This window comes from Phenylobacterium sp. GW823-FHT02A09, assembly GCF_058797775.1.
In genome coordinates, this window is sequence record NZ_JBXAJZ010000004.1 from 267,164 (window position 1) to 279,287 (window position 12,124).

12 protein-coding genes are annotated in these 12,124 nt (G+C 70.4%); 6 read left to right on the top strand and 6 right to left on the bottom strand.

All coding sequences use genetic code 11. The features are described from left to right. The first annotated feature begins 76 nt into the window (after window positions 1-76). A complete protein-coding gene (locus AC1Q87_RS17915; protein WP_492610189.1) occupies window positions 77-1,552 on the top strand; it encodes a sensor histidine kinase in 1,476 nt (491 codons plus the stop codon). Here the strand turns inward: AC1Q87_RS17915 and AC1Q87_RS17920 are convergent. Further along, entirely contained in the window at window positions 1,549-2,430 is an 882-nt protein-coding gene (locus AC1Q87_RS17920) for a hypothetical protein (protein ID WP_492610190.1), read from the bottom strand. The genes AC1Q87_RS17915 and AC1Q87_RS17920 overlap by 4 nt on opposite strands. A 126-nt stretch (window positions 2,431-2,556) precedes the next feature. Here AC1Q87_RS17920 and AC1Q87_RS17925 point away from each other — a divergent pair, with 126 nt between their 5' ends. The 5 genes from AC1Q87_RS17925 to AC1Q87_RS17945 all read left to right on the top strand — a co-directional run bounded on the left by AC1Q87_RS17925 (window position 2,557) and on the right by AC1Q87_RS17945 (window position 7,681). Then, complete coding sequence (locus tag AC1Q87_RS17925; RefSeq protein ID WP_492610191.1) at window positions 2,557-2,889, top strand: DUF1491 family protein; 333 nt, start codon at window positions 2,557-2,559, stop codon at window positions 2,887-2,889. A 159-nt stretch (window positions 2,890-3,048) separates the two neighbouring features. Next, window positions 3,049-3,369, top strand: coding sequence for a hypothetical protein (locus AC1Q87_RS17930; protein ID WP_492610192.1), 321 nt, complete (start codon window positions 3,049-3,051; stop codon window positions 3,367-3,369). A 42-nt stretch (window positions 3,370-3,411) separates the two neighbouring features. Continuing rightward, window positions 3,412-5,010 (top strand): peptide chain release factor 3, encoded by a 1,599-nt coding sequence (locus AC1Q87_RS17935; RefSeq protein WP_492610193.1) that lies wholly within the window; start codon window positions 3,412-3,414, stop codon window positions 5,008-5,010. Window positions 5,011-5,195: 185 nt separating this feature from the next. After that, window positions 5,196-6,572, top strand: coding sequence for a hypothetical protein (locus AC1Q87_RS17940; RefSeq protein WP_492610194.1), 1,377 nt, complete (start codon window positions 5,196-5,198; stop codon window positions 6,570-6,572). A 71-nt stretch (window positions 6,573-6,643) separates the two neighbouring features. Then, entirely contained in the window at window positions 6,644-7,681 is a 1,038-nt protein-coding gene (locus tag AC1Q87_RS17945) for a TonB family protein (protein ID WP_492610195.1), read from the top strand. On the opposite strand, the gene AC1Q87_RS17950 is transcribed toward AC1Q87_RS17945, so the two are convergent. Genes AC1Q87_RS17950 through AC1Q87_RS17970 form a run of 5 tightly spaced genes read right to left on the bottom strand, consistent with a single transcriptional unit; the run spans window position 7,678 to window position 12,084 of the window. Continuing rightward, on the bottom strand, window positions 7,678-8,775 hold the full coding sequence (locus AC1Q87_RS17950; protein ID WP_492610196.1) for a DUF2336 domain-containing protein: 1,098 nt from the start codon (window positions 8,773-8,775) through the stop codon (window positions 7,678-7,680). The two genes, AC1Q87_RS17945 and AC1Q87_RS17950, sit on opposite strands and share 4 nt — an antisense overlap. A gap of 13 nt (window positions 8,776-8,788) precedes the next feature. After that, complete coding sequence (locus AC1Q87_RS17955) at window positions 8,789-9,526, bottom strand: hypothetical protein (RefSeq protein WP_492610197.1); 738 nt, start codon at window positions 9,524-9,526, stop codon at window positions 8,789-8,791. Window positions 9,527-9,575: 49 nt separating this feature from the next. Further along, window positions 9,576-10,334 carry an ABC transporter permease gene (locus AC1Q87_RS17960; RefSeq protein ID WP_492610198.1) on the bottom strand — a complete coding sequence of 253 codons (759 nt, stop codon included), beginning with the start codon at window positions 10,332-10,334 and terminating at the stop codon, window positions 9,576-9,578. Then, window positions 10,331-11,077 (bottom strand): ABC transporter ATP-binding protein, encoded by a 747-nt coding sequence (locus AC1Q87_RS17965; protein WP_492610199.1) that lies wholly within the window; start codon window positions 11,075-11,077, stop codon window positions 10,331-10,333. Before AC1Q87_RS17965 ends, AC1Q87_RS17960 begins: the two co-directional genes overlap by 4 nt. Further along, complete coding sequence (locus AC1Q87_RS17970) at window positions 11,074-12,084, bottom strand: ABC transporter substrate-binding protein (RefSeq protein ID WP_492610200.1); 1,011 nt, start codon at window positions 12,082-12,084, stop codon at window positions 11,074-11,076. The genes AC1Q87_RS17965 and AC1Q87_RS17970 overlap by 4 nt, the downstream gene beginning before the upstream one ends. Between the last annotated feature and the right edge of the window lie 40 nt (window positions 12,085-12,124).

Here is a 12,124-nt window from a genome sequence, read left to right on the forward strand (position 1 = left end):
GACTCGCCCGCGCCGCTAGAGTTAAGGACAACAATCCTCTGTCGAGTCGCCCGCCAAAGGAGCTGCGAGCCCGCCCGTGATCGAAAGTCCGCCCGCCAGGACTCTATCGACGACCAGGTCCGCAGGCCTGGTCTCGATCCTTGCGATCGTCGGCCTCGGGGCGGCGGCGGCGAGCGCGGCTGCGCTGACCGGCGGCGTGGGCAGTCCGCTGGCCGTCTGGTGCCTAGCGCCGCTGGTGGCGGCCGTCGGCGTTGGGCGCGGCGAGCGGCTGGCGCTCGGGGCGGCGGTCTCGCTGGCGGCGGTCGGCGTGGCGGCGATCGGCGGGCTGACGCTCTCCGGATACGTGCTGGTCCCCGCGGCCGCGGCGGTGGTCAGCGCCTTTGCGCTCACCTCGACCGTGCTCGGCCTGGCCGCGGCGCTGGTGGTCCTGCAGCGGAACATGGGGCGCGAGGACCGACGCCAGCGCCTGGCCTTGGCGCAGCTTCGCCAAGTGCTGGACGAGCAGCCCTTTTTGCTGGCGACCCTCGATCAAAGCGGCCTGATCGGCCGGACCTGGGGCCGCGAACCGGCCGGCGCGCGGGGCGTCTCCAGCACGGGGCTGACCATCGTCGACCTGGCGAGCGAAGCCGATCGTCCGCGGCTGCGCCAGGCGCTGGCCGCCGCGCGGGCGGACGGCGCGGCAGAGGTCGCATTCGCACCGGCGGCCGAGCCCCAGGCCTGGCTGGCGGTCAGCCTGCGCCGCACCAACTCCGGCCGGCTGATCGGCGTGCTGCGCGACGCCGCGGCGGCCCACGCGCGCGAGCTGGAGCTGGAGCAGGCCCGCAGCGACGCGGAGGCTCAGAACGCGGGCAAGTCGCGCTTCCTGGCCAATATGAGCCACGAGCTGCGCACCCCGCTGAACGCGATCATGGGCTTCTCGGACATCATGCGTCAGCGGCTGTTCGGGCCGCTGTCCGATCGCTACGCTGAGTACGCCGAGCTGGTTCACGAGTCGGGCGGTCACTTGCTCGACCTGATCAACGACGTCCTCGACATGTCCAAGATCGAGGCCGAACGCTTCGAACTGGCGCGCGAGGCGTTCGACGGGCGCGAGGCGGTGTCGAGCGTCCTGCGGCTGATGCGCGGCCAGGCGGACCGGGCCGGCGTGCAGCTGCGCGGCCTGCTGCCGCGCGAGCCGCTGGATGTGTTCGCCGATCGGCGGGCGCTCAAGCAGATCGCGCTGAACCTGATTTCCAACGCCCTGAAGTTCACGCCGCGTGGCGGATCGGTGACGGTGACCCTGCATGCTGACGGTTCGGTGATGGAGCTATTGGTCGCCGACACCGGGGTCGGGATCGGGCCCGAGGACGTCACGCGGCTGGGGCGGCCGTTCGAACAGGCCGGCGGGGCTGCGCAGCGCGCGGCGGGCACGGGTCTTGGGCTGTCGCTCGTGCGTTCGTTCGCCGAACTGCACGGCGGCGAGATGATCATCGAGAGCCGGCTGGGCGAAGGGACGACGGTCTCGGTCCGCCTGCCGGTGATCGATCAGCCGGCGGCGGCGAACGCGCCCTAGCGGGTCGCGACCTGCAGGAAGGCGCGGCCGGCGGCGAAATCGCCGACTTCCACATAGGCGCGGCGGACGACCTCGCCGTCAGGACCGGCGAACAGAAACTCGACCGCCACGGCCTCGCGCGGATCGAGCTCGGCCAGGGCGTGGGCCGCCGCGGCCGGGAAGCGGAACGCCCACCCCGACTTGAAGCTCTTGGGCAGCAGATCCTGCCCGGCCGGGCTGCGCGCCTCGGCGGTGTAGGTGTTGCGGCCGGCGGCCGGCGGCAGGCGCCTGGCCAGCGGCAGCTTGCTCAGGGGCTGGCCGCGGGCGTCGAGATAGGGCCCGAGGGTCGCGTCGGCGTCGCGCAGGACCAGCCGCGCGCCATAGGGGGTCTTGCCGTCGGCGAAGTTGGCGACCGCCATCAGCGCGTTGGCGCCTTCGCGGCCGGCCAGGCCGAAGACCATCTTGTTCCAGCCGAAGCTGGCCGACTGCTGCAGGCGCCAGCGGACGCCGCCGGAGCGGTCGGCGCGCCATTCGGCCATCTCGCCGGGATAGGTCATCCGGGTCAGTTGCGCGTAGCCCTCGAAGGCCTCGCGCACGCGGCCGGCGGCCAGGGTCATGTCGGCGGACTTGCATGGCGTCGCTGCGGCCTTGGCGCGGGCGCGCCGTTCCAGCTGGGCCAGCTCGGCCTTGTCGGCGCCCGAACGGATCGCCGCGCCATGCGCCTGCATGCGGCCAGCCGCCAGCGCCGCGCCGACCGGCGGCGCGAACAGGCTGCACCTGGCGTCGGCGGCGGTCATCACCGTGCGTTCGTAGAAGAGGTCGGCGGCCGCGGCTGCAGCCGAGACTCCGGGCGCTGCGAGAAGCCCCCCCGCCGCGGCCAGCCCCATCCATCCACACACGACGCGCCGCGCGGTTCTGCGCGTACTCGTCATGCCTTCTGTTTTTCTCGTATAGGTTCGAGATCTTGCGGCCGAGCCTAGTGTCCCGGTCTTTCCGTTCCGTTATCGAGACGCCGTTCGACGACCATGCTGCTTTCCTCCGACATCTGGGTCGCGGCCCTGATCCGCCGCGTTGAGCTGGGCGGCGGCTTTGCGGTCGTGGTGCGCAAGGGCGACGCGCGGGCCGGCAGCGTGCTGGTCAAGGTGCTGAACCGCGGCGACGGCACGAGCCGTCTCTATGCCGAAGCCACCCGCGGCGACGGCGAGCGGGTCTGGATGAGGCCGCAGGTGTCCGACCAGGAAGCCGATCTCGACAAGTACATCGAGCGCGCGATCCGCATCGACCCCGACATCTGGGTGGTGGAGATCGAGGACCGCGAAGGCCGCCACTTCCTGATCGAGCCTGTCGAACAGGGCTGACCAGCGCGGTTAGCGCGCGATTCACCGCCTTTCTCAACGGGCGCGAAAGCACGCTCGTGGCACACAGCAGCGTTCCACGAACGCGAGCGCTTGCTTGGTATGCTCTTCCTGCTGAATGACGTCGTCCTGAACCTGAGTGGAGCAAAGCTCTCGCCGAAAGTGGCGGGTCGCAGGTTCCGGGCGTTGCCGTTCAATGTGGTCAGCAAGCTGGGCCAGGAGCTCTATGCCGAGGAGCCGCTGCTGCACTTCGACCGGCCCGAACGGGCCAAGCGGCTGGCGACCCTGATCATCGCCAAGGCCCCCTCGATCAACGCCGCCCTATTCGTCGCCCCGGCCTATGGCTGCGCGCCGGAGGACGTGAGCCTGCGCTACGCCAATGTCGACTTCGAGGTGATGGCGCGGCTGTCGAGCCGCCAGGACCAGGGAATGCTGGACACCGTGTGGACCGATCGCCAGGTCTGGCGGCGCCTGGCCGCATAACGCGGGCTTTCGCCCAGCGCCGCGCTGCGCTAAGCGCCGTCCATGAGCACCTCTCCCGCCGCCGAGGCCGCGCGCCGGCGCACCTTCGCCATCATCTCCCATCCGGACGCCGGTAAGACGACCCTGACCGAGAACCTGCTGCTGGCCGGCGGGGCGATCCGGGCGGCCGGGGCCGTGCGCGCCCGCGGCGAGAACCGCCGCACCCGTTCCGATTGGATGAAGATCGAGCGCGAGCGCGGGATTTCGGTCTCGGCCAGCGTGATGACCTTCGACCACGACGGGCTGATGTTCAATCTGCTCGACACGCCCGGGCACGAAGACTTCTCGGAAGACACCTACCGGACCCTGACCGCGGCCGACGCGGCGGTCATGGTGCTGGACGCCGCCAAGGGCATCGAGCCGCAGACCCTGAAGCTGTTCGAGGTCTGCCGCCTGCGCGACATCCCGATCGTGACCTTCATCAACAAGATGGACCGCGAGGCGCAGGACCCGATTGAACTGCTCGACGAGATCGCCTCGAAACTGGCGCTCGACCCGGCGCCGCTGTTCTGGCCGGCTGGGTCCGGCGGGCGGTTCAAGGGCATGCTGGACCTGCGCAACGAGCAATTCTTCCCCTTCGCCAAGAAGGGCTCGGATTCCGACGAGGGGCATCCGGCCTCGGTCGCGTTCAAGGGCAATGCGGTGGTCAGCTACCTCGATCCCGAGGAACAGGCTGAGCTCGAAGAGAACGCGATGCTCGTGCGCGAGGCGTCCAAGCCGTTCGACCCCAAGGCGTTCCTGGAAGGGCACATGACGCCGGTGTTCTTCGGTTCAGCCTTGCGCCACTTTGGCATCGACCAGCTGCTGGCCGGCTTGGGCGCCTATGCGCCGCCGCCGAAAGCGGTCGCGGCGGTGCGGGCGGGGGAAGAGACCCACGTCGCGCCGGGCGACAAGGAAGTCACCGGCTTTGTGTTCAAGGTCCAGGCGAACATGGACCCCAACCACCGCGACCGGATCGCCTTCCTGCGACTAACGTCGGGCCGGTTCAACCGCGGCATGAAGCTGAAGGTGCAGAACACGGGCCGCCAGCTGTCGGTCAACGCGCCGATCATGTTCTTCGCCTCGGACCGCGAACTGGCCGAGGAGGCCTTCGCCGGCGACGTCATCGGCATTCCGAACCACGGGGTGCTGCGGGTCGGCGACAGCCTGTCGGAAACCGGGACGCTGCGTTTCGCCGGCCTGCCGAACTTCGCGCCGGAAATCCTGCAACGCGTCCGCGTCAAGGATCCGCTCAAGGCCAAGCACCTGAAGAAGGCGCTGGAAGGCCTGGCCGAGGAGGGGGTGACCCAGCTGTTCCGGCCGGTCATCGGCGCGGACTTCATCGTCGGCGCCGTCGGCCAGCTGCAGTTCGAAGTCATGGCCGATCGCCTGGCCAACGAGTACCAGCTGGAAGTGATCTTCGAGGCCGCGCCTTACTCCGAGGCGCGCTGGCTGTCGGGCGAGAAGGCCGATGTCGAGGACTTCGCCAACAAGCACAAGGGCGCGATGGCCACCGACATCGACGACCAGCCGGTGTTCCTCGCCAAGTCCGCTTGGGAAATCGGCTATGTCGGCGAGCGTTTCCCGAAGATCGGCTTCGAGCGTTCCAAGGAACGTGCTTAACAGCCGTTAAGCAAGTTCGGCGCCAGAACGCGGCTGGCGCCGAACACATTTTATTTAGTTATTGTTAACCATAACCCTCGCGTTAACCACTTGTTTACGAACTCGGCTCCGGCTTTGCTGTTTCCGGTCTGAACCTTCCGTAGGCGTCCCGTGTTGAGACGTCGCGAGGTGATCGGAGCCTTCGCATGTTCGAGTTCGGTCGAGAGCTGAAGCGTCTGTTCGGCGCAGACGCCGTGAACGCCCCCCGCGACGGGCTGACCGGCGGCGACGCCTCGCTGCTGGAGCTGCTCGACCTTCGGATGATCACCGAAGAGGGCCGCGCGGCCGACATCGCCGCCGGCCGGGTCGGCGCCAAGGACAAGGCCCAGCGACGCCTGGAGAGCGCGATCGTCTGGCGCGAGGTCGCCCGCCGTTCCGGCGACGCCGCCATCCTGCGCAAGGCCGCAGCCACCGCCGAAGCGGCCGCCGAGGCTTTCGATCGTGAACGCCGGCCCGACGGCTGGGCCCGCGCCCGCTGCGAGCAGGCGTTCTGCGCCATGCTCGGCGCCGAGGTGTTCGGCGACGAAGGATTGAACGCGGCGGCCGACGTCGCCTTCCGCGAGGCCCGCGCCGCGGCGCGGGGCGGCCTTTCGCTGCCGCTGGCCGACATCGGGATCGCCGCCATCGAGGCGCGCGAACAGATGGCCACCGGCGACGCTCGAGCCGCCCGGGCCGTGGCCCTGCGCTTCGCAGCCCCGATCGCCGGCCTGCAAAGCCTGACCCGGCGTTGCCGCGCGGCCCGCCTGCTGGCGGTCGAGGCGCGCCTGGTGCTGGCCGACATCCTGATCGGTTGGGGCGCGCGGCTGCGCGACGACGACATCCTGGCGCTCGGACGGCAGGAGGCCGATCGAGCCGCCGAAGGGCTGGACCCGGCCTACGAGCCGCTGAGCTGGGCGCGCGCCGGGGCGCTGCGCGGCCAGGCGATGGCGTTGCAGGGCGAGAACGCCGGCGAAGTCGAGGTGCTGGCCCAGGCGGTCGGCGCCCTGGCTGACGTGGTCGGCGAACTGTCGCGCGAGCACAGCCCGCTTGATTGGGCCCGGGTGCAGACGGCGCTGGCCCAGGGCCTGCAGGCGCTGGGCGAGGCGGGCGCCTCGGAGCGCGCCTACGAACAGGCCGTCACCTGCTACGACCGCGCCGCGCATGTGCTGAAGAGCACGCCGGGCCTGTCGCTGCGGGCGTTCGGCGCCTCGAACCGGGCGCTGTGCCTGGCGCGTTCGGCCGAGTTGTCGGGCGACCTGACGGTGCTGGACGCCGCCGAGGCCGCCTTCAAGATCGAACTGGCGGCGATTTCGGCCAAGCGCGAGCCGGCGGCCTGGGCGCTGCTGCAGGTCAATCTGGCCCGCCTCTACGAAGCGCGCATGGACATCACCGGTCTCGACCGCGGCGAGCGGGCGAACGCGGCCATGGCGCTCAACGCCGCCCTCGACGTGTTCGGCGAACTCGGGCTCCGCTCGCTCAGCATTATCGCCGCCGACGCGCTGGAGCGGCTGGCGAACGCGGTCCCCGTCCGACCGGCCCCGTAAGCCTTGCAACCCATGGTCGCTTACGCCAGCATGGCGCGAGCAACCGGGGGGATTGCATGTATCGTGCGGGATTGGCTGCGATCTTGGCGGCGTGCCTGATCGGGGACGCGGCGCAGGCGGGTGAGACGGTCGCCGACTGGCGAAAGAAGCCGACCCCCGAGCAGTTGTTCGCGGTCTGGCCGACCGAAGCCTGGCAAAAGGGCGTCAACGGCAAGGCCGTGATCAGCTGCTTGGTCAGCGTCCAGGGCGCGCTCTACGACTGCAAGGTCCAAGGCGAACAGCCGCAGGGCATGGGATTTGGCGCCGCAGCGATCGCCCTGACGCCGCAGTTCTTGATGACGCCGGCGACGCGCGACGGCAAGCCGGTCGTCTCCAACGTTCAGATCCCCATCAACTTCAGCGGCCTGTCGCCCAGGGTTACTGGCTCGCATCTGCCTGGCGGAGCGATGCCGCCGATGACCCGCAAGGTGGTTTCGAACCTCGTCTGGGATCAGGCGCCGACCTATGCCGAAGTCGCCGCGGTCTATCCGGAAAAGGCCCGGGCCGCCGGCGTCGCCGGCCGCGTCACCCTCCGCTGCACCCTGAAGGCCGATGGCCGCCTGACCACGTGCAGCACCTTGACCGAGGAGCCGCCGCGCATGGCGTTCGGCGCCGCGGCAAAGTCCCTGTTGCCGAAGTTCCAGGCCCCGACGCAGTTCGCAGACGGCAAGCCGATCGCCGGAACCCTGACGCAGGTGCCATTCGTCTTCACGCCGGACATGCTCGATCCTGAGAAGCGGGTCGTCGGCAAGGCGTCGTGGGCCGTGCTGCCTTCGGGAGATGCGATGAGCGCCGGCTATCCTCGCAAGGCGCTGGACGCCGGGGTCGCGCAGGCGCGCGTGACGATGACCTGCGTCACCGGCGCCGGCGGCAATCTCGAGGGCTGCGCGGTGAGCAAGGAAGATCCGGCGGGGCTCGGCTTCGCCGAGGCGGCCCTGGCGCTCTCGGAGTCCTTCCGGATTCGCCCGTGGACGGATGACGGACTGCCGACCATCGGCGGCACGATCAACGTGCCGATCCGGTATCAGGCTCCGACGCCGCCCGCGTCGAAGGAGGGCGCCGCCCCCTAGGCGGCGGCCATGTCGCCGGCTTTGCGGCGCATGCGCCAGAAGCGGATCGTGCGCTGGGCGGCTTCGCGGGGCAGGTTCTCGTAAAGCTCGCCGTACTCGCGCGCGCGGCCCATGGCGTTGGCGTCGCGGTCGAGGATCAGCACCGCGAAGGTCAGGTAGAGCGAGCGCTCGAACCCGGCCGCCTTGCAGACAATCGACAGGGCGTCGAGTTCGCGACGTTCCAGGATCCGGCGGGCGGTGTGGAAGTCGATGTCGGCCAGTTCGCTCAGCGCCACCAGGAACTTGGTGGTCTCCCGTGCGCGCAGGAAGCCGGCGAGCACCTGGGGCGTGATCGCCGCGCGCAGCCGCAGGACGCGGATCTGCTTTTCGGCTTCGGCATAGTCGGAGGGCAGGGCCCCGTCGCGGAACGCCAGCTGCTTGCGGCCGGCGGCGAGGGCGGCGTCCAGCTGGGCCGGATCGACAGCCTCGTTGCGGGCCAGGATTTCGCCGCGCAGCCGGGCCTCGACCACGAAATACATCTCGTTCAGCAGGTCGACAGGCAGCGACTTCCGGGTGACCACCGCCTCATGCAGCGCCGGGTTTTCGACCGCGCGGTCGACCACCATTTCCTGGACCTCGCGCGACATCGCCGCGCCTTCGTTGGCCAGCAGCACGCCCAGGGTGGCGTCGTCGCCCCGCTCGACGATGGCCTCGGACACCGCCTCGGACACGGTCGGCCGCTGCGAGATGGCGCGCAGATGGTCCTGGCCGCGGGTTCGGGCCACTGACAGCAGGTCGTCGTCGGTCAACGCCCGGGAGTTCTCCAGCACCGGCCGGGCGACGTCGATCGAGACGTCGCGGGCCAGGTCGCGCAGCAGCCCCCGCGGCGGGCTGGCGGCGGTCGACATGCGCGCCGCCAGTTCGCCGCGCACGGCCTCTTCCATCTCGCCGGCCAGCTGGCTGAGCACGTCGTCGAACAGCTCGAGCTCCTCGCCGCCGCGCACGTCGTCGCTGGTGAAGAACAGGTCCGTGACCCCGCGCAGCAGCTCGCGCCGGCGCTCGCTGGATGGCTCCTTGGCCATCTCGATCAGGTCGTGAAGCTTGCTGCGGGCCATGTAAGCGTCTTCTTCAGAAGGCGCCCGGACGGGCGTCCGGCGCATCGTCGTCGTCGGTCTTGGCGCTCGGCGGCGCGTCGGGCGGTCCGATCAGCACATAGCGCCCGCCGGCCGGCGGTTCGGGAATCGCGTCCGGGGTCATGCCGTAGCCGCGGTGCACCGAGTAGAGCCGGGGCGCGCCGGCCATGCCGGGCTGGACCATGGCGGCCACCCGTTGCGGCTGGGCCTGCGGTCGGGCCTGCTGCGATTGCGATTGCGATTGCGATTGCGGTTGCGGTTGAGCTTGCGCCGCGGCTGCGGGCTGAGACCATCGCTGCTGCTGCTGCTGCTGCTGCTGCTGCTGCTGCTGCTGCTGCGGCGGCGAGAAGCGCGTTGGTTGCGCGGGGGGCGGCGTGTAGATGCTCGCCGCCGGCTGCACCTTGGCTTGCACTGGAGGCTGCTGCACTTGGACTTGCACTGGCGGCTGCTGAGCGCCGGTGGCGCGCGCCTGCAGCGGCAGCGGAACCTGCGGCTGGAAGGGGGCGTAGGTCGGCTGCTGGCGATAGGGGGCCGGCGACTGCGGCAACGTCACGCCCGCGGTCTGGACGACGGCCTGCTTGTTCGCCCAGCTTAGCGCGCGGCCTTGATAGGCCTCCGCAGAGACCTGGTTGAGGCGGGCGGCGGGGGCCGGCCCATAGCGGTCGCCGGCGGTCTGAGCCGCGGCGGTCAGCGGGCAGGCGAGGCCGACGACGATGGCGAGAACGGCGCGCATGGCGTCAGCGTTAACCGCAAGCCGCTTAAAGCTCGCCTAACGGCTGAGCTTAACGCCCGCGCCACCATGTCAGCCCGACGCGCTCGGCGCGGTCGAGCAGCGCGTGCAGCGCCACCCCCATCAGCCCCAGCACCACCAGGGCCGCGATCATCCGCGCGGTCTGCAGCTTGTTGCCGGCGTCGAGGATCTGCCAGGCCAGGCCCCGCACGCCGCCCGACCCGGCGCCGAACTCGGCGACCACCGCCCCGATGATCGCCAGGCCGGCGCCGACCTTGTGGCCTTCGAGCAGGAACGGCACAGCCGAGGGCAGGCGCAGCCGCATGACCCGCTGCCATCGGCCGGCCCCATAGAGGTCGAACAGGCGCTCGAGGTCCGGATCGGCCGCCCGCAGGCCGGTCACTGCGCCGGAGAAGATCGGGAAGAACGCCACCAGCACCGCCAGGGCGATGATCGCGCGCTCGGGATGGTCGATGCCGGCCCAGATCAGCACCAACGGCGCGATGGCCACGACCGGGGTCACCTGCAGCACGGACGCCAGCGGCCGCACGGCGGCCTCCAGCAGCGGATTGAGGCCCACGATCACCGCCAGGCCGACGGCGATCAGGCTGGCGACGACGAGGGCGATCAGCGCGGTGGACAGCGTGACCCAGGCCGCGGCCGCCAGACTGGGCAGGTTCTCGACCAGAGCGATCGCGACGCCGGACGGCGGCGGCAGGAAGTAGGCCGGAATCCCCATCGCCCGCACGGCGATCTCCCAGGCCGCCAGCAGCGCGGCGACGAGCGCCAGGGGAGCGAGAATGCGGCTCATCGGGCCGCCTCCATGCCTTGGGCCAGCAGTCCTGACACCTGCTCCACCGCGGCGCGGAAGACTTCCGAGGTGCGGAAGCCCTGGGGGCGCGGCAGCGGCGCGTCGATCTTGGCGACGCCAGCGAGGCGCCCCGGGCCGCGGGTCAGCACCGCCACGCGGTCGGCCATGTAGACGGCCTCCTCGACGTTGTGCGTCACGAAGACGATCGCCGGTCGCGAGGCGTCCCACAGGCTCAGCACGTCATCGGCCAGGGTGCGGCGGGTGATCTCGTCCAGGGCGGCGAAGGGTTCATCCAGCAGCAGCAGGCGCGGTTCGGTGACCATGGCGCGGGCCAGCGAAGCGCGCATCGCCATGCCGCCCGACAGCGTCGCCGGCCGCGCGGTCTCGGCGCCCGACAGCCCCACGCGCCCCAGCGCTTCGCGTGAGCGCCGACGGGCCTCCTCGGTCGGGGTCCCGCTCAGCTCGAGCGGCAGCGCGACGTTCGCCTGCGCCGTCAGCCAGGGGGCCAGCGTGGGGGCCTGGAACACCACCGCGGTCTCGCCGCGGCCGGGCGTGCGCTCGAGCGTGCCGCGCGTGGGGCCCTCCAGACCGGCCAGCAGCCGCAGCGCCGTGGACTTGCCGCATCCCGACGGCCCGACCAACGCCAGGATCTCGCCGGTCTCCACGCTCAAGTCGATCGGACCCAGCGCCCGACCGCGCCCCGGATAGTCGACCTCGACGTCCTTCAGCGCCGCGAGGGTCACTTCGCGGCCGGCGTCACGAACTGCAGCGTGTAGGCGCTCTTGAAGTCCATGTCCTTGGGATAGACCCCCTGGCTGGACGCGACGTTGAAGAACTCGGCCCAGCGGGCGTCGGTCATGACGCCGACGCCGCCGGCCTGAGCGTCGCCCGAGTCGACGATGCCGTACGACTTCAGCTTCTCGCGGGCCTGGTCGAGGACGTCCTGGGTCATTTCCGGGTTGTCCTTGCGGATCAGCGCGTCGCCGGGCGCGGCGTCGCCGTAGAGATAGCTCTTCCAACCGGCGGCCGAGCCCTCGACGAAGGCTTTCACGGCGGCCGGGTTCTTGGCGATCAGGCTGTCGGGAACCATCACCATGGTCGCGTAGCCAGGATAGCCTTCGTCGGCGAGCAGGAAGACCTTGGGCTTCAGGCCGGCCTGCTTCTCGATGGTGTAGGGCTCGGAGGTGACGTAGCCCTGCTGAACGACGCGCTTGTCGGCCAGGAACGGCGCGGCGTTGAAGGTGTACTTGCGCACCTGGTCGTCGGTGAAGCCGTACTTCGACTTCAGCCACACCCAGAAGGCGGTGACCGAGGCGTCCGACAGCAGGATCGGGCGGCCCTTGAGGTCGGCGATCTTTTCCAGGCCCTGGTCGGGATGAGCGATCAGGACCTGCGGGTCCTTTTGCATCATCGCCGCGACGGCCTTCACCGGGATCTTTTCCTTGGCGAGGTTCATGACAATGAAGCTGTTGGAGCCCATGCCCGCCTCGACCGCGCCGGAGGCCAGCAGTTGCGGCACGTTCACGCCCGGACCGCCCTGGACGATCTGCACGTCCAGGCCGCGCTTGGCGTACTCGCCGGTCGCCACGGCCTGATAGAAGCCGCCCTGTTCGGCCTGGGCGCGCCAGTCGGTTGCGAAACGGATGGTGGTGCGCCCGTCAGGGGCCTTGGCCGCCTCGTCCTTCTGGCTCGGAGAACAGGCGCAGACGAGGGCCGCGAGCGCGGCGGCGGCGAGGCGCAGGAGTTTCATCGACTTCCCCAACTTTCAGCGCGGGGAGCCTAAGCGCAGG

Bases quoted from the DNA above. Each gene is read 5' to 3' on its own strand.
- AC1Q87_RS17955 (WP_492610197.1), bottom strand. From the start codon at position 9,526: ATGCGCGCCGTTCTCGCCATCGTCGTCGGCCTCGCCTGCCCGCTGACC.
- AC1Q87_RS17940 (WP_492610194.1), top strand. From the start codon at position 5,196: ATGTTCGAGTTCGGTCGAGAGCTGAAGCGTCTGTTCGGCGCAGACGCC.
- AC1Q87_RS17925 (WP_492610191.1), top strand. From the start codon at position 2,557: ATGCTGCTTTCCTCCGACATCTGGGTCGCGGCCCTGATCCGCCGCGTT.
- AC1Q87_RS17935 (WP_492610193.1), top strand. From the start codon at position 3,412: ATGAGCACCTCTCCCGCCGCCGAGGCCGCGCGCCGGCGCACCTTCGCC.
- AC1Q87_RS17960 (WP_492610198.1), bottom strand. From the start codon at position 10,334: ATGAGCCGCATTCTCGCTCCCCTGGCGCTCGTCGCCGCGCTGCTGGCG.
- AC1Q87_RS17970 (WP_492610200.1), bottom strand. From the start codon at position 12,084: ATGAAACTCCTGCGCCTCGCCGCCGCCGCGCTCGCGGCCCTCGTCTGC.
- AC1Q87_RS17950 (WP_492610196.1), bottom strand. From the start codon at position 8,775: ATGGCCCGCAGCAAGCTTCACGACCTGATCGAGATGGCCAAGGAGCCA.